Origin of the sequence: Vibrio sp. TRT 29B02 (genome assembly GCF_050113655.1) — a bacterium.
Lineage (GTDB): Bacteria > Pseudomonadota > Gammaproteobacteria > Enterobacterales > Vibrionaceae > Vibrio.
Genome location: NZ_JBNJOJ010000043.1, coordinates 1 through 16,490, shown reverse-complemented (window position 1 = coordinate 16,490; position 16,490 = coordinate 1). Strand labels below are relative to the sequence as shown.

The window sequence follows — 16,490 nt, the reverse complement described above, 5'->3', positions numbered from 1 at the left end:
ATACTATGAAAAAGTCTAATCTTGCTGTTACCGCTGCTGTTACAGGTTTAATCGCTCTAGGTGGCACAATGCTAACGGCGGCTCCTGCTATCGCAGCAGAGAAAGAGAAATGCTATGGCGTTGCAAAAGCGGGCAAAAATGACTGCGCAACTAAAAACAGTTCATGTGCTGGTACAGCAAAAGAAGATAACCAACCAGACGCATTCGTAGTCGTGCCAAAAGGACTATGTGGCAAGCTAACAGGTGGTAGCACACAGTCTTCTTAATCCCCAAAACTGGGTGGCTATTGCTCAACTAGCCACCTTATTTCCCTTCAACTTCAAGGAATATGGCGTGAACTTAGATCATTTTCACAATAAAGTTGGGGTTGGATTGCGTTCTCCACACCTTGATTACTTCACCAGCGAAACTCCGCCCATTTCTTGGTTAGAAATTCATAGCGAAAACTACTTCCAACCCTACTCTGCCGCTAGGCAAAGCTTGCTCAAGTTAACCGATACGTACCAAATTAGCTGTCATGGCATTGGTTTGTCACTCGGAAGCGTTGCACGCGTCAGCCGCCAGCATCTAAAACAGCTGCAGCAGCTAGTCAAAGAAGTAAACCCGTTTTTAATTTCTGATCATCTTAGCTGGAGTGAAAATGGTGGGCACTACTTTAATGATTTGCTGCCACTGCCATACACCGAAGAGGCACTGGCTATTTTTTGTCGAAATGTCCTTGAAGTGCAGGAAGCATTACAACGTCCAATTCTGATAGAGAATCCATCCAGCTACGTTAAGTTCAATCACTCGACCATTAGCGAATGGGAGTTCTTGAGCGAAGTACAAAACCGAACTCAATGTCGCTTGTTACTCGATCTCAACAATATTCATGTATCCGCATTTAACCACGGTTTCGATAGTCTGCACTACTTACAGTCTATTCCTGCTCATGCGGTCGATGAAATTCATCTTGCTGGTTTCACCATCAAACAACTCGACAAAGGGGAAATTTGGATCGACACCCATAGCAAACCTGTGAGTGAAGAGGTTTGGCAACTTTACCAATACTGGCTGGAACAGTATGGCGAGCGCCATACCTTGATTGAATGGGATTTGGATATACCAGAGCCACAAGTGCTTCTCCAAGAAGCCGCGAAAGCAAGCCAATATTTAGAGAGTTGGCAACGCACTGAAAGGAAGGTCTCATGACAATTAACCCAAATGAGCTTTCTCTTGCCCAGTTACAAAGTACTTTCGCACAAGCACTGCATTACCAAGCTCGGGGAGAGGACTGCAACATCAGCAGTGATACTTTCACTGCCGATGAACGAATGCAGATTTATCGCAATAACTTCATCATTAGTCTGAGAGAAGTTCTAGAAGCGACTTACCCTATGCTTTATGCATTATTAGGCGCAGAGTGCTTTGCTCAGCTTGCCAGACAGCATGTACTTAATCATCCACTTGAGTGCGGCGATGTCAGCCACTATGGTGAACAGTTTGAGCAGACACTAGAGCAATTTCCATCAGTATTAAGCGAGGCGCCCTACTGCCTCGACGTCGCCCGATACGAGTGGCAGATTGACCTCGCTCAACAGCGGCATAACCAAGTTAAGAATCCCCAAGACTTGCTGCCTCTCGAGCAATTGAGTCAGCTATCTGCTGAGCAACATCAACACCTTCGCCTTCATCTTAAACCCGGTGTACTTGCCTTTCAGTCTAGTTACTCGCTCTTTTCACTACAGCAAGCCATTGAAAAAGAGGACTTCAGTAACTTAACTCTCGATACACCTCAGCAGGGGGTAATTGTTTGCACTTCAGATGCTGGAGTGTGGACTTTGGCGCTCGAAATGGAAGCCTATCAATTACTCACTCATCTAGAGTCTGGTTGTGTCTTGGGGGAGATTCCTCCAGAACAACTGACCTATATCAATACCTTAGCTCAGCATGACCTCATTGCTGGTTTCTCACTCGCAGTATAAAAGGAAAAAATTATGTCTAGCTCAATAAAAGACTTACTTGAGAGATATGACCAAGGAGTGGATAAGCTGCAAATGGCGTTTGTACCCCTGTTGCTGTTGTTCTGCCGCCTTTGGGTTGCTTGGGTATTTTTTAATTCAGGCCTAACGAAAATAGCCTCTTGGGAAAGCACACTATTTTTATTTGAATACGAATATCAGGTGCCAGTTCTACCGTGGGCACTGGCCGCCTATCTAGGTACTGCGGCCGAGCTTATTTTACCAATCTTTCTAGCCCTAGGGCTGTTAACCCGACCAATGGCGGCGGTATTGTTTGTATTCAATATTATCGCCGTCGTGTCTTACCCTGTTTTGTGGGAAAAAGGCTTCTATGACCACCAGTTATGGGGATTGATGATGCTCATCGTTGTAGTTTGGGGCCCAGGGTCCATTTCAGCGGACAAACTTCTGCGCCGCAAGCTAGGCTAATTTTCCGTACTCAAATCATCTTTTACTGAGTTAACCGCATCTCGGGAAGCGTGACCTATTGCTTTAGTGGTATCACGTGTGGCGTGACCAATCGCAGTTGTCGTATCACGGGTCGCATGACCTATTGCCGTACCCGCTTCTTTAAGCTCTGCACAGCCGCTCAACATCGTGATTAAAACCGCACTGAATAACAGTGTATTTGAAAATCTGAACATACTACCTCCATGTGACGAGTGCCGACATAGTAACAAAAAAAGCATCGCTACAGCAGCGATGCTCTTCATTATTGATACTGTTGTTATTTTTGAGATCTATTAAGCAGCAATACCCGCATGACGAAGTAATGCGTCAATCTGCGGCTCACGGCCTCGGAAACGCTTAAACAGTTCCATTGGCTCTTCGCTGCCACCCATCTCTAGAATATTGTTCAGGAAGCTCTTACCCGTTTCAGTGTTGAAGATTCCCTCTTCTTCAAAACGAGAAAACGCATCCGCTGAAAGTACCTCTGCCCACAGATAGCTGTAGTAACCCGCACTATAGCCACCAGCAAAGATATGACTGAAGCTGTGCGAGAATCGGTTCCATTCTAAGCTCGGTAGAACGGCCACTTTAGATTTTACGTCTGCCAATGTTTCAAGCACTCGTGGACCGATATCTGGATCAAATTGAGTATGCAGAGTGAAATCAAACAAACCAAATTCTAGCTGACGAAGAATAAACATCGCAGACTGGAAGTTTTTCGCTGCTAGCATCTTCTCTAGCATCTCTTTTGGTAAGGGTTCACCCGTTTCAAAATGGCCAGAGATAAAGGCGAGAGCCTCTTCTTCCCAGCACCAATTTTCTAAGAACTGACTTGGCAGTTCCACTGCATCCCAAGGAACACCATTTATGCCAGAGACCGCGCCAGTCTCAACCTGAGTCAACATATGATGGATACCGTGGCCAAATTCATGGAACAAGGTGACGACTTCATCATGAGTAAATAGTGCAGGTTTATCACCAACTGGACAGTTAAAGTTACAAGTCAGGTAAGCAACCGGTGTTTGCAGCTCACCCTGCTCATTGATGCGACGAACACGACATTCGTCCATCCAAGCACCGCCACGCTTATGCTCACGAGCGTACAGATCGAGGTAGAAGCTACCACGAAGCTGGTCATCAGCGTCAAAAATATCAAAGAAGCGCACTGACTCATGCCAGGTGTCGACACCTTCACGCTCTTTAACTGTCATGCCGAAGACTCGATTTAGCACTTCAAACAGACCACTCACCGCTTTTGCTTCTGGGAAGTAAGGACGCAGTTCCTCATCAGAAATCTGGAACAAATGCTGTTTCTGTTTCTCACTGTAATAAGCGATATCCCATAAATTCAGCTCATCTACACCAAATTCACTTTTCGCAAACTGGCGTAACTCTTCAACCTCTCGCTCACCCTGAGGTTTTGCTTTGCTTGCCAAATCGTTGAGGAAGCCAAGGACCTGCGACGGACTTTCTGCCATCTTGGTTGCTAACGACTTTTCACTGTAGGTATTGAAACCCAGCATACGTGCAATTTCAAAACGCAGCTTCAATTGCTCATTGATGATTTCAGTGTTATCCCATTCACCCGCTTTCGGTCCACGGTCTGATGCTCGAGTCACATAGGCTTCATATAGCTCTTTGCGTAGCTCTTGATTGTCGCAGTAGGTCATTACCGGAAGATAAGATGGAATGTCCAACGTCAGTAAATAGCCATCCAGCTCTTTCGCTTCAGCAGCGGCTTTGGCTGCCGCCAGTGCCGACTCAGGCATACCTGCCAACTGTTCTTCATCTTCAATGTGCTTAGTCCAGCCCATAGTGGCATCAAGCACATTGTTGGAGAACTTCGACCCTAACTCAGACATGCGCTTACTGATTTCGCCGTAGCGATGCTGTTCATCGGCTGGTAAACCAATCCCAGACAACTCAAAGTCGCGTAACGAGTCGGTGATCGTTTTCTTCTGCGCTTGAGTTAACGAAGCAAAAGCTTCACTCGATTTCATCGCTTTATACGCTTCAAACAGACCTTTGTGCTGACCAACCCAAGTACCATATTCGGATAAAAGCGGCAGACAGCTCTCGTACGCGTCACGAAGCTCATCACTGTTCATGACTGAGTTCATATGACTGACAGGAGACCAAATACGACTTAAGTGATCATCCACTTCTTCAATCGGCGCAACAAGGTTGTCCCATGTTGGTTCCGTATTACCCGCCAAAACCTGTTCAATTTTAGCGCGGCAATCAGCAATCGCCTTTTCTACCGCTGGCTTAACATGTTCCGGTTTAATCTGAGAAAATGGCGGCAAATCGGTAAAGTTAAGAAGTGGGTTCGACATAAATCATTCCTTTTTTTGGATAACGCAAACCTAGATAAAATTGGTTATCTAGAGCATGTTGGTCTGTGTTAATTCTTATTGGTCTTAAATAGTAAATATAGGTAGGTTCAGCAATTTTCAATAGTAACGTATACTAACTACCATCATTCATCATGCTCTTTGCACCTATTCTGAGAGAAATATTTTGTTAAGTTACCGCCATAGCTTTCACGCAGGCAACCATGCCGACGTCATTAAGCATATTGTTCAAAGTCTTATCCTCGACTCTTTGAAGCAAAAAGAGAAGCCGTTTGTCTATCATGACACCCATTCAGGTGTAGGTCGCTACGATCTAACCCACGAGTGGTCAGAGAAAACTGGTGAGTATAAGCAAGGCATTGCACGCGTTTGGCAACAAAATGATATCCCAGACGAAATTCACAGCTATTTAGATTCGATTAAAGTGCTGAATAACGGTGACACGCTACGTTACTACCCGGGTTCACCTCGTGTTGCTCGTGCTCATTTACGTCAGCAGGATCGTATGGTACTGACTGAGCTGCACCCAGCCGATCACCCATTGCTTGAGCAAGAATTCCATCGAGATCGTCAAGTGAGCATCTACAAAGAAGATGGCTTCAAACGACTAAAAGCCAGTTTGCCACCGCAAGAGCGACGTGGTTTGGTGTTAATTGACCCTCCCTACGAGCTGGCTAAAGAGTACCGTGATGTAGTGCAGGCAATTTTCCAAAGCTATAAGCGTTGGGCGACGGGTATCTATGCAATTTGGTATCCTGTGGTTAACCGTTGCGATATCGAAGATATGATTGAAGGTCTACAAGGTCTTGGCATTCGTAAGATTCTTCAAATCGAACTCGGTGTTGCGCCAGATACCAATGAACGCGGTATGACTGCCTCTGGCATGATTGTCATTAACCCGCCTTGGAAACTGGAAAGCCAAATGCAGGAAATTCTGCCGTTTCTTAAGCAAGCAATTGCGCCTGCGACGGGTCACTATAAAGTGGAATGGATTGTTCCTGAATAACTCGACTGGCGGCGTAACCGCACCAAGATTAAAGCAAAACAACGCAGAAAAATTAAGCAGGATAGATTGAGTTCAACCGATCTATCCTCCATATCTACAATAACAAATTATTATTTGCAGGATGCTTGCGACCTGACTCACCAGAATGAGCCGAGTCGCTGCACCTCAGAACATGGAGAAAGTCATGGCGACTCATTTTGATTACATCTGTATCGGCGGCGGCTCAGGCGGCATTGCATCAGCAAACCGTGCGGCAATGTACGGCGCAAAAGTAGCCCTAATTGAAGCTCAAGACCTAGGTGGCACGTGTGTTAATGTTGGCTGTGTTCCTAAGAAAGTGATGTGGCACGGAGCCCAAATTGCTGAAGCAATGCATTTATACGCGGAAGACTATGGTTTTGATGTTGATGTAAAAAGCTTTGACTGGAGCAAGTTGGTTGAAAGTCGTCAGGCATACATCGGTCGTATTCACGAATCTTACGATCGCGTTCTTGGCAACAATAAAGTTAATGTCATCAAAGGCTTTGCTAAATTTGTCGACGAGAAAACCGTTGAAGTGAACGGTGAACACTACACTGCCGATCATATCCTGATTGCCGTGGGTGGACGCCCAACGATTCCGAACATCCCTGGTGCAGAATACGGCATCGACTCTAACGGTTTCTTCGAACTAAACGAGCAACCAAAACGTGTTGCTGTTATTGGCGCAGGCTACATTGCGGTTGAGATCGCAGGGGTACTGAACGCTTTAGGGACAGAAACGCACCTATTCTGCCGCAAGGAATCTCCGCTACGTAGCTTCGACCCAATGATCATTGATACTTTGGTTGAAGTGATGGCAGCAGAAGGTCCAACTCTGCATACTCACTCAGTACCGAAAGAAGTGGTAAAAGAAGCGGATGGTAGCCTGACTCTGCACCTAGAAAATGGCAATACACAAAACGTTGACCAATTAATCTGGGCTATCGGCCGTCATCCTGCAACCGATGCGATCAATCTTGCATCGACTGGCGTACAAATCAATGATCACGGTTACATCAAAGTAGACGAATTCCAAGCCACTAACGTTCCTGGCATCTACTGTGTTGGCGACATTATGGAAGGTGGTATCGAACTCACTCCTGTCGCCGTTAAAGCGGGTCGTCAGCTTTCTGAGCGCCTGTTTAATAATAAACCAAACGCTAAGATGGACTATGAACTCGTACCTACAGTTGTATTCAGCCACCCACCAATCGGTACTATCGGCCTAACGACTCAGGAAGCCGAAGAGAAGTACGGTAAAGAGAGCATCAAGGTCTATACTTCTGGCTTTACAGCGATGTACACCGCCGTCACTCAGCATCGTCAACCATGTAAAATGAAGCTGGTATGTGCTGGTGAAGAAGAGACAGTCGTTGGCCTACATGGTATCGGTTTCGCGGTAGATGAAATGATCCAAGGATTTGGCGTAGCGATGAAGATGGGCGCAACTAAAGCAGATTTTGACTCTGTTGTGGCTATTCACCCAACGGGCTCTGAAGAGTTCGTTACAATGCGTTAATCTGCATGAGTCTTGAAAAGGATGCCTCGGCATCCTTTTTTATTACCCTATATCATTTAGAAACCAACTAAAGTCACTTTCCCCAACGCCATATCGCCAAACTGACAAGCAAAATCGATTCGTTTACCGGCTTCTTTGCCATACAGTGTTTTTAGCTTATCAAATACTTCAGGTATGTAACTGACGTTCTTGAGGCGTAAGCTCTTACGCGTTTGGCTATCAAGAAAGGCAAGAGCGGAAAGCGATAGCACCTTTTGGCAGCCATCCAGCATCGCTTTACCAACCAGTTTACTGTGCAAAGCCTGAGAAATATCCTGAGTCGAAACTCCATTCTTCGCTTGTGACATAATACATATTGCGGGCAAATCTAGCATAGCAACCGCTCTTGGACGCTGCGTGGCACTATCCTCATACACGGCCAACAAACAGGGAATTTTACTTTCATCGAATGGCTCTGGAGGCAGCTGACACAGTACCAACTTTTCACCCAGCTCGCGTTGCAACAGCTTTTCGAGTTGAGAGAGTTTAGGTAATGCCAACTCTTTGTGGACTTCACCAATAGAGTCCAAGGTTTTCTTACTTTCCTCCACACCTTGAACCAAAGGCAGTAAGAGCTTATGCAGATCGGCATCTTCAAATGGCTTTGTAAGAACAAAACTTGCTCCTGCCTCTTTGGCTTGTCGGATTTGCACCTGGTCATCGACCGTCGTGATCATCCCGATTTTTATCGCATCACCCAGCTTCATCAGTTCGTTAATCAAGGTAAGGCCGGACATTTCAGGCATATACCAATCGGTTAGCACAATCTCAGGATGCCACTCCTGAGCAATCTTTACTGCTTCGCGAGCATCGCAGGTTTTTTTGATCGATAGACGGCAGTAACCAAAGCTTTCTAAGCCTCGCCTGACAATCTCCAATGTCGCTTTACTGTCATCTACTATCAAGATTTTCACGAGCTGACGTACCCCAAAAGAACAGAACTGTCTAAATTATAGGCATATTTTTTTAGACCAACTAAACTTACAGACGACAAACCTCTCAGCTTACGATATTAATTCATGGATTTAGCACAACTGATGACCTCAGAAAATCTAACAGCCCTTGCGATTGACCTCGGGCTACTGGTGCTTTTGGGCTGGTTTATCATCCTGCTGCTGATCTTACGAGAATTTCGTCATTTTGCGGCTCAGATGACGGGAGGAAATAATCTCGATAAAGACACCTATGAGCTTTGCCAAACTTCCGTCGATAACGCCTTGAACTACACCGCAGATAACAGTGATACGTTGAATGATCTGATCCTCATTCAGCAGGCTCTAGAGGCTCAAGTTACTCAAATTAAGATGGCTAAGAATGAGCTCAGCGATCAGGAACAAGCTTCCATTGATGAACTAAATCTCAAACTCAGCAAGTCGCACAAGTTAATTAAAAAGCTCAAAGGCGACTTAGATAAAAGCGTCAAGGGACTACGTCAAGCAAGAAATAAGCTACTGAAACAAACAGATACGGTGGATGAGCTTCAGCAAGCAAAGAAACAGCTTGAGAAGCAGTTCGAACAACTAGAGCAGGAATATATTCAGATTACCGAAGCGGGTGGTACCGATAACTTAGCGAAAGAGCTGCAAAAAGAGAAACAACAGATGCTAGCGACCATCGAAGCTTACAAACAGAAGTTAGCCGAAAAAGGCGATGTCGATTCTCTCACCGCAAAACTAGAAGCATCTCAACAGCAGTTGCATCATATGACAAAAGAGAAGGACTTTGTTGAAAAGAAATATCTCGAACTGGTGCAAGAGTCGCAAACGAAAAATCAGTAGCGCACACTACTGATTTTTCCTCTACTTCACACAAACCACATTGAGCAGCGACGTTCCTTTCAATTGGTTGACCTTGCCACTGCTAAATAAGCCTGTTTTTTCGGCGCCCCAATAAGGTAAATGGACTGGCCACTCATCTTTTGTCATCACATTAGAGTCGAGGAGAGCCTGCCATTCTGACGCTGTCGCCATACGCATTTTCATACGGTAACAAGTTTTGTACGCACCTTCATAGTCTAAGCGATTCCAAGGGATCTCATGTTCCATATAAAACTGTTCGTCTTTAAGCATCCAATATGGAACGACATACTCCACTCCCGCTATCGATGCTGAACGACGAACTGTAATGGATTTATCTTCTGCTGGTTCATTCGTCGCTTTAGGTTGAGGAACCACCGCTGGCTGAGCTTTGGCTGGAGCGGGAATCACTGTCGTCGCTTGACCTTTACCCTGACTCAACTCACTGACAACCGGTTTAGGCTTAGACGGCGGAGTTTTTGGCGTCGCACTGGGCTTTTTAGCGGAAGCCCCTTTTACAATTTCACGAATGAATGATTGCTGATAGCCAGATTGCTTCTGAACCTTATCTAAATCTTGTCTAGCCGTGGTGAAGTCCTTATATGGACCAATGAGGCAGCGGTAGACTTTTGCCTCCGGCTTATTCCATACATCCGTCGTAATATGAGGATAGATTTTCTTAGCCTGGGCAACCGAAAATGGCTGACTAAAAACACCACACTGAATCCAAAATGTCGATTCTTGGCCTACCGGCTTGGATTTGCCCCACAAACCTTTCCCTATTGGACAAGTCTGATCCAAAAGCGGCAACTCATCCGCCGATACCTGAATTGCATCGCAAAGGATTTCTTCTGCCAAGGTTGGTAATGACACGGTAGGCAACGCCAATATTGCGAGAAAAGACCAATACTTGAAAAATGATTGCTTCGGCTTTGAGGCCATATCTATACCCATACTATCTAAACTAATCTAAGTGTACTCACCTAGGATGATAACTATAGTGACGCAGTAGAGGTTTTACTGCCCAGAAAATGAGAATGCAAAAAAAGAGCCGTAATAGATTACGGCCCTTAGTTTAGTGAGTTTTTTATCGCCAAATCTTAGGCTTGGATCACCCTTTGTAGATTTTTGGGTTAAATACATCACGTAACCAGTCACCAAGTAGATTGATAACCAATACCAATGTAACCAGTACGATACCTGGGAAGGCTGTGATCCACCATGCACCAGAGAAAATGTAGTTAAATCCAATACTAATCAAGGCACCCAGTGAAGGTTGGTCTACCGGCAGACCCAAACCTAGGAATGAAAGTGCCGCTTCAGACATGATAGCATTTGCCACCTGTACAGTAGAGATAACCAAAATCGGCGACAGACAGTTCGGTAGGATGTGACGGAACATGATACGTGGTGCTTTAAAGCCCATTACACGTGCCGCTTCTACGTACTCTTTCTTCTTCTCGGCAAGCACGGAAGCACGAATCGTACGCGCGTACTGAGGCCACTCAGCCACACCGATGATAACCACCAGCATCACCACCGCATATTGGCTATAAAAGTCACTACCAAAACTCGCCTTAAAGATAGCAGAAACGATGATAGCAACCATCATGGTTGAGAAAGATAGCTGCACATCAGCGAAACGCATCAAGAAGCTATCAATACGTCCACCGAAGTAACCTGCTGATAGACCAATGATGATACCAAGAACTAACTGCAAGCCTACAGCTAGAAAGCCGATAGTCAGCGATAGACGAGAGCCGTATAGGATTGTAGAAAGGATGTCACGCCCCTGCTCATCGGTACCAAGAACAAAGCGCTCGTCACCACCGTCCATCCAAGATGGCGGCAGTTCAGAATCCATGATATCGATGGAGGCAAGGTCGTAAGGGTCTGTCGGTGCCAATACAGGTGCGGCTAACGCCATAACTAAAAACATCATAAACACAGTAAAGCTCGCCATCGCAACTTTATCGCGTTTGAAGTAGTACAAGAAATCCGATTGTTTGAAACGCTCCCAATGAGAAGGAGCAGCTGCTGTTTGACTCATGATTATGCTCCTTTACCTGTCAGGTTTACCGTCGGGTTGATGATGCCATACAGCAAATCAACAATGGTGTTGGTTACCACGAAAATCAGACCAACAAAAATGACGTACGCAGTGATAAGTGGTGTATCAACGCGGTTGATTGCCTCTAGGAAAAGGAAACCTGTACCAGGCCATTGGAAAACCGTTTCAGTCAAGATGGTATACGCAACCATAGTACCAATCTGTACACCACCTACGGTAAGTACAGGTAGCATGGTGTTCTTCAATGCGTGCTGGTAATAGATTTTATTCAGAGCCAGACCTTTCGCTTTGCCAAACTTGATGTATTCCGAGCTTAGTACTTCAAGCATTTCAGAACGTACAAGACGAATAAACAGAGGTAGCATGATTGATGCGAGCGCGATACATGGCAAGATCAGGTGCGCTAAGCCGTCGAGAGTAAAATATCCAGACTCCCAGCCTAGAACATTTGCCGTCTCCCCTCGACCATAAGATGGTAACCAGTTTAGCTCTATCGAGAAGACGTACATCAGCATAATTGCGGTCAAGAACACCGGAATCGATATGCCAATGCTACTGAAAGCCATCACCACTTTGGTCAATATACTTTTTGGGTGAATGGCAGAGTAAACGCCCAATGGAATCGAACAAGCAACGATAATTACCGTTGCGCCAAATACCAGCTCAAGCGTTGCAACCAGCTTATCTAGAATGACTTCAACCGCAGGGCGTTTGAAGAAATAAGAAGTACCTAAATCACCTTGTAGCGCAGAGGTTACAAAGCGAGTGTATTTTGTAATGAAGGGATCATTCAGACCCAGCTCGTCACGCAGAGCTTGACGCTCAGCTTCCGAAACTGATTGACCAACAAGCTCACGCAATGGGTCGCCGAGGTTATCCTGAATGGCAAACGCCACTAGACTGATCACAAACATCACTATCAGTGCCTGAAACAGGCGCTTGACCAGAAACGAAAACATTCCTTGCCCCTTAACTTTCCATAGATTTCAGTCTGCGAACCCGAATCCCTTTCACCGGCTGGGCAAAGAGGGCTGCTGGTCGCAATCTTCAGTCTTAAAAATGGCACTTAACCCGACTGAAACAAAGTTAAGCACCAAAAATTAGCGGGCATCTGCATGACGCAGATGCCCTACTTACTTCAACTTATTTAACGACTAGGTCACCGAAGTAAGGGAAGTCCATCGCATTCACGATTGGAGCGATATCTACATTAGATTTCGCACCCCATGCTAGGTTCTGCCAGTGTAGAGGAACAAACGCAGCTTCGTTGTACAGAGTCGCTTCTACTTTCTGAAGCATTTGCGCACGCTTAGCTGGATCCGTTTCTACGTTTGAATCCATAACCAGCTTGTCAACTTCAGCGTTTGAGTAGTGGCCACAGTTGTACTGACCTTTACCCGTTTCTTCGTTACGAGTCATTGTTAGGAACTCAGAGAAGTTCGCTGAATCTTCTGTATCTGAGTGCCAACCGATCATCAGCATGTCTGCCGCACACTTATCAAACTCTGGCCAGTATTGCGCTTTAGGCATAGTTTTTAGATCAACCTTAATGCCAATCTTAGATAGCATCGCTGCCGCTGCCTGAGCAATTTTCGCATCGTTCACGTAACGGTTGTTTGGCGCCATCATCGTTAGCGTAAAGCCATCTTCGTAGCCCGCTTCCTTCATTAGAGCTTTCGCTTTCTTCAGGTCATAACGAGGCACGAGATCTGCACTGTAACCTGCGTAGCCTTCAGGGCCTTGTTGACCAGCAACAGTCGCGAAACCTTTCATGATTTTCTGAACAATGCCTTCGTTGTTGATTGCATGAACAATCGCCTGACGAACGCGAACATCTTTAAGTGCTTCGTTACTGTTTTGGTTCATTTGGAAGGTGATAATACGTGTCCCTGGTAGTGTTACTAGGTTTACGTTTTTAGCATCTTCTACACGCTTGTGGTCATTTGGTGCTACAGGCGCGATCATATCTACGTCACCAGAAAGAAGAGCCGCTACGCGAGTTGCATCTTCCTTGATTGGAACAAGAGTTAGCTTATCAACATTACCTTTAGACTCTTTGTCCCAGTAACCTGGGAAGCGTTCAAACTCAACTTTTACGCCTTGCTCACGAGAAGTAACGATGAATGGACCTGTACCAGAAACGTTGGTCGAAGCGAATGAGTTACCGTGCTTCACAACTTCGCCTTTATCTTTACCGTCAGCCGTTGTACCTGAGTAGAACTTGCTGTCCATTGGGAAGATGTAAGTCGCAGTTTGTAGAACCAGTGGGTAAGCACCCTTAGAAACAAGTTCAACTGTGTAGTCGTCTACTTTGACCATCTTTTCATATGGTTCAAAGATAGCTTTAAAGTCTGGAGAATTTTTCAGACGCTCAAACGTCCAAACCACGTCATCTGCCGTTAGCTCGTTACCAGAGTGGAACTTAACGCCTTGACGCAATGTGAAACGGAATGTTGTCTCATCAACACGTTCCCATTTTTCAGCAAGACGAGGTTCAAAATCTAACTTTTGTGTGTAACGAACTAGTGGATCAAACACCATGTGAGACATTTGCAGTGTGCCGCCAGATAGCTGCTCATGCGGGTCAAGTGATACTGGATCTGCGTCATACGCGACGGTGATATCTGCTGCAGCTGCGCTAAAGCTTAAGCCTGCTGCCATCAAAGCCACTGCTAGTTTGCTTTTCATGGTTTTCATGCATAACTCCTTATGCGGGATTCATCCCTAGTTGTTGTATTTGCTTCTGTTTATGTCCCGTCAACCGATGTAGACGGGAAAGACTTACGACTTACGCCGTTTTTACTTCTTCTCTTAAGCCTGTAAATTCAGGCATTAAAGAAATCAGTTGTTTACTGTATTCGTGCTGAGGTGTTCTAAACAGCTGCTCAGTTGGGGCAACTTCCAATAATGTCCCCATTTGCATCACACCCACTCGATCGCACATCTGGCGAATAACGGGTAAGTCGTGACTGATAAACAGCATGGTTAGATTCAACTCATCTTGTAAATCTTTAAGTAGGTTGAGTATCTGTGCCTGTACCGACACATCGAGTGCCGATGTCGGCTCATCACAAATTAGCAGACGCGGGCGCGTCGCAAGTGCACGGGCAATCGAAATACGCTGACGCTGACCGCCTGAGAATTCATGTGGGTATTTCACCCCAGCCATCTGACCTAGACCAACGTGATCAAGTAGATCGTTAACGATCTGTCTGGTTTCTGCTTCACTGTTAGTCAACTTATGGAAACGAATCGGCTCTGCGATGATATCGAAAATCTTCATACGCGGATTCATTGAAGTGTATGGATTCTGAAACACCATCTGCATCTGACGGCGTAAAGGACGGCGCTCTTTCTCTGATTTCAGTGATGTTAAGTCGATCCCTTCGAATGTTACCTTGCCTGAGTTAGGCGCATACAAACCAGCGATGACACGTGCAATCGTCGATTTGCCCGAACCAGACTCACCAACTAGACCAAATGTTTCACCTTCAAATACTTCAAAACTGACGTTGTTAGATGCTTGAACATATTCACGACGACTTTCAAATAACGAATCTTTCGTCACAAAACGTAGATTTACGTTTTCTACACTAAGCAGAGAGCCAGTGTATTCACGGTGATCCTGACTTTGACCTAGCCAGTGATTTTTCACATCTAGCGGCTCCATTTCTTGAGCTTCTTCGATGTAACTTACCAATGGAAAGCGATCCAGCTTCATATCTGAACGTGGAACCGCAGAAATCAAACTGCGCGTATAGGCGTGATCAGGGTCGCCAAGTACTTTTGTCGTAGGACCAAACTCAACCAAGTCACCACGATACATAACCGCAACGCGATCAGTCACGTTGGAAACCACACCCATATCGTGTGTTACCAACATACAACCAACGTTGTTCTTGATACACAACTCACGAATAAGCGATAGGATCTGATCTTGAATAGAAACGTCTAATGCCGTCGTTGGTTCATCGGCAATGATCAAGTCTGGCTCACCCGCAAGCGCAATCGCAATCACAACGCGCTGACGCATACCACCAGAGAACTGGTGCGGATACTGTTTCAAACGGTTTTCTGGTTGTGGAATACCCACCTGCTGCATTAGAGAAAGCGCACGCTTATAGGCTTCCTCATCCGTTACCTTCATGTTGGCATGAATGGTTTCTTTCAACTGCTGCTCAACGGTAAATAGTGGGTTTAGAGAAGTCATTGGATCTTGGAAAATAAATCCAATTTTTGAACCGCGAACACTGCGCATCTGCTCCGGACTTAGTCCAGAAATCAACTCACCATCGAGATAAACATCGCCGCTTGCAATTCGCCCAGGGGGGCTTAATAGATCGATAACCGCATTTCCAACGGTCGATTTGCCCGCGCCTGACTCGCCCACTACGCCGACGATTTCACCACGTTCGATATTGAATGAGAGAGATTTAACTGCGGCATGAACACCATGACGCGAAGGGTACTCTATTCGAAGGTTTTTAACTTCTAAAAGTGACATTACCAGACCTCTACTGCTTTGGCAGCTTTCTGCCCTGTCTGAAAAGTGAATCCATTCATACCAGTCCTATACCTAGGTTTCGATACCAAAATTAGGTATAGCGTTCTGGTAATTTATAAGCTCATCAATTTGGCAAATAATTCACAGAAAAGCAACAAATATAGGATAAAAAGTCGAAATAGAACAAGAAGCAAGCAGTTTTAGGAAATAAATATGCAATCACACTGGATCATTGCTCAATTCAAAAATCTTAAACACGCGCTAAAAAGGCTTATTTTTAAATGCCTATAGTTATTTAATACAGCTTTTGGTTATAAGAAGGCCAAAACAACAACAGAATAAAAATTCACACAATCAACCTTTAAGTGCTTTAACAAAATAAAAACAAAACACCAGCCAAAGAATAAAAAACCGAATCAAATCACAAATTAAAGCCACAAAGGCGAAGCTTATAATAAATAAATCACACAAACTCAGACTAAAACACTACTGTTTTTGTGCGAAATTTACTCACATTAAAATAGGAATAATACAAACTGATGAGTTGGAGTATATAGCGGTAGTTTGTTGGTTTACTCACTATTTCTCTGAGCTCTATTGAAGGCAATGTTAAGGGATGAAAAACAATCTTTGAGATGCAAAAAAGCCCTAGTCTTTCGGCGCGGACGGCCAGTCTAGGGCTTCAATAGTGGTCGGTGAAGAGCCATATTCTGAACATCGGACGAACCCC

At 45.2% G+C, this 16,490-nt stretch carries 15 protein-coding genes; 7 read left to right on the top strand and 8 right to left on the bottom strand.

Features of this window, described 5'->3' with window-relative positions; genetic code table 11:
* Positions 1-5: 5 nt before the first annotated feature.
* From ACQEXT_RS19785 to ACQEXT_RS19770, 4 genes are all read left to right on the top strand, one after another.
* Complete coding sequence (locus ACQEXT_RS19785) at positions 6-266, top strand: DUF2282 domain-containing protein (RefSeq protein WP_426953290.1); 261 nt, start codon at positions 6-8, stop codon at positions 264-266.
* Between the two features lie 67 nt (positions 267-333).
* Positions 334-1,191 carry a DUF692 domain-containing protein gene (locus ACQEXT_RS19780; RefSeq protein ID WP_426953289.1) on the top strand — a complete coding sequence of 286 codons (858 nt, stop codon included), beginning with the start codon at positions 334-336 and terminating at the stop codon, positions 1,189-1,191.
* Positions 1,188-1,964 carry a DNA-binding domain-containing protein gene (locus ACQEXT_RS19775; RefSeq protein WP_426953288.1) on the top strand — a complete coding sequence of 259 codons (777 nt, stop codon included), beginning with the start codon at positions 1,188-1,190 and terminating at the stop codon, positions 1,962-1,964. The genes ACQEXT_RS19780 and ACQEXT_RS19775 overlap by 4 nt, the downstream gene beginning before the upstream one ends.
* Before the next feature lie 12 nt (positions 1,965-1,976).
* The gene (locus tag ACQEXT_RS19770; RefSeq protein WP_426953287.1) at positions 1,977-2,429 is read left to right on the top strand and encodes a DoxX family protein; all 453 of its coding nucleotides are present in this window, start codon (positions 1,977-1,979) and stop codon (positions 2,427-2,429) included.
* Here the strand turns inward: ACQEXT_RS19770 and ACQEXT_RS19765 are convergent.
* Together ACQEXT_RS19765 and prlC are read right to left on the bottom strand one after the other, a co-directional pair.
* Positions 2,426-2,644 (bottom strand): hypothetical protein, encoded by a 219-nt coding sequence (locus ACQEXT_RS19765; protein ID WP_269378108.1) that lies wholly within the window; start codon positions 2,642-2,644, stop codon positions 2,426-2,428. The two genes, ACQEXT_RS19770 and ACQEXT_RS19765, sit on opposite strands and share 4 nt — an antisense overlap.
* Before the next feature lie 99 nt (positions 2,645-2,743).
* Positions 2,744-4,786, bottom strand: a complete 2,043-nt coding sequence (gene prlC / locus ACQEXT_RS19760) for an oligopeptidase A (RefSeq protein ID WP_426953286.1) — start codon at positions 4,784-4,786, stop codon at positions 2,744-2,746.
* A gap of 184 nt (positions 4,787-4,970) precedes the next feature.
* Here prlC and ACQEXT_RS19755 point away from each other — a divergent pair, with 184 nt between their 5' ends.
* Together ACQEXT_RS19755 and gorA are read left to right on the top strand one after the other, a co-directional pair.
* A complete protein-coding gene (locus ACQEXT_RS19755; RefSeq protein ID WP_331417635.1) occupies positions 4,971-5,810 on the top strand; it encodes a 23S rRNA (adenine(2030)-N(6))-methyltransferase RlmJ in 840 nt (279 codons plus the stop codon).
* 184 nt (positions 5,811-5,994) lie between these two features.
* Positions 5,995-7,350: a glutathione-disulfide reductase gene (gene gorA / locus ACQEXT_RS19750; RefSeq protein WP_426953285.1), complete on the top strand. Its 1,356-nt coding sequence runs from the start codon at positions 5,995-5,997 to the stop codon at positions 7,348-7,350.
* Between the two features lie 56 nt (positions 7,351-7,406).
* On the opposite strand, the gene ACQEXT_RS19745 is transcribed toward gorA, so the two are convergent.
* Positions 7,407-8,303: a response regulator gene (locus ACQEXT_RS19745; RefSeq protein WP_426953284.1), complete on the bottom strand. Its 897-nt coding sequence runs from the start codon at positions 8,301-8,303 to the stop codon at positions 7,407-7,409.
* A gap of 105 nt (positions 8,304-8,408) precedes the next feature.
* On the opposite strand from ACQEXT_RS19745, the gene ACQEXT_RS19740 reads away from it, so the two are divergent.
* Positions 8,409-9,167 carry a chromosome partitioning protein ParA gene (locus tag ACQEXT_RS19740; RefSeq protein ID WP_426953283.1) on the top strand — a complete coding sequence of 253 codons (759 nt, stop codon included), beginning with the start codon at positions 8,409-8,411 and terminating at the stop codon, positions 9,165-9,167.
* Positions 9,168-9,188: 21 nt separating this feature from the next.
* Here ACQEXT_RS19740 and ACQEXT_RS19735 read toward each other — a convergent pair whose 3' ends face one another.
* From ACQEXT_RS19735 to ACQEXT_RS19715, 5 genes are all read right to left on the bottom strand, one after another.
* Entirely contained in the window at positions 9,189-10,127 is a 939-nt protein-coding gene (locus ACQEXT_RS19735) for an SPOR domain-containing protein (RefSeq protein ID WP_426953282.1), read from the bottom strand.
* A 169-nt stretch (positions 10,128-10,296) separates the two neighbouring features.
* Positions 10,297-11,235 (bottom strand): ABC transporter permease, encoded by a 939-nt coding sequence (locus ACQEXT_RS19730; protein WP_138972068.1) that lies wholly within the window; start codon positions 11,233-11,235, stop codon positions 10,297-10,299.
* A 2-nt stretch (positions 11,236-11,237) separates the two neighbouring features.
* Entirely contained in the window at positions 11,238-12,215 is a 978-nt protein-coding gene (locus ACQEXT_RS19725) for an ABC transporter permease (RefSeq protein ID WP_138972067.1), read from the bottom strand.
* A gap of 184 nt (positions 12,216-12,399) precedes the next feature.
* Positions 12,400-13,953, bottom strand: a complete 1,554-nt coding sequence (locus tag ACQEXT_RS19720; RefSeq protein ID WP_426953281.1) for an ABC transporter substrate-binding protein — start codon at positions 13,951-13,953, stop codon at positions 12,400-12,402.
* 91 nt (positions 13,954-14,044) lie between these two features.
* Entirely contained in the window at positions 14,045-15,760 is a 1,716-nt protein-coding gene (locus ACQEXT_RS19715; RefSeq protein ID WP_426953280.1) for a dipeptide ABC transporter ATP-binding protein, read from the bottom strand.
* Between the last annotated feature and the right edge of the window lie 730 nt (positions 15,761-16,490).

What these genes read in the sequence shown, in the direction of transcription:
- ACQEXT_RS19770 (WP_426953287.1), top strand. Translation starts at nt 1,977, where the DNA reads ATGTCTAGCTCAATAAAAGACTTACTTGAGAGATATGACCAAGGAGTG.
- ACQEXT_RS19720 (WP_426953281.1), bottom strand. Translation starts at nt 13,953, where the DNA reads ATGAAAACCATGAAAAGCAAACTAGCAGTGGCTTTGATGGCAGCAGGC.
- ACQEXT_RS19740 (WP_426953283.1), top strand. Translation starts at nt 8,409, where the DNA reads ATGGATTTAGCACAACTGATGACCTCAGAAAATCTAACAGCCCTTGCG.
- gorA (WP_426953285.1), top strand. Translation starts at nt 5,995, where the DNA reads ATGGCGACTCATTTTGATTACATCTGTATCGGCGGCGGCTCAGGCGGC.
- ACQEXT_RS19730 (WP_138972068.1), bottom strand. Translation starts at nt 11,235, where the DNA reads ATGAGTCAAACAGCAGCTGCTCCTTCTCATTGGGAGCGTTTCAAACAA.
- ACQEXT_RS19715 (WP_426953280.1), bottom strand. Translation starts at nt 15,760, where the DNA reads ATGTCACTTTTAGAAGTTAAAAACCTTCGAATAGAGTACCCTTCGCGT.
- prlC (WP_426953286.1), bottom strand. Translation starts at nt 4,786, where the DNA reads ATGTCGAACCCACTTCTTAACTTTACCGATTTGCCGCCATTTTCTCAG.
- ACQEXT_RS19785 (WP_426953290.1), top strand. Translation starts at nt 6, where the DNA reads ATGAAAAAGTCTAATCTTGCTGTTACCGCTGCTGTTACAGGTTTAATC.
- ACQEXT_RS19765 (WP_269378108.1), bottom strand. Translation starts at nt 2,644, where the DNA reads ATGTTCAGATTTTCAAATACACTGTTATTCAGTGCGGTTTTAATCACG.
- ACQEXT_RS19735 (WP_426953282.1), bottom strand. Translation starts at nt 10,127, where the DNA reads ATGGCCTCAAAGCCGAAGCAATCATTTTTCAAGTATTGGTCTTTTCTC.
- ACQEXT_RS19775 (WP_426953288.1), top strand. Translation starts at nt 1,188, where the DNA reads ATGACAATTAACCCAAATGAGCTTTCTCTTGCCCAGTTACAAAGTACT.
- ACQEXT_RS19725 (WP_138972067.1), bottom strand. Translation starts at nt 12,215, where the DNA reads ATGTTTTCGTTTCTGGTCAAGCGCCTGTTTCAGGCACTGATAGTGATG.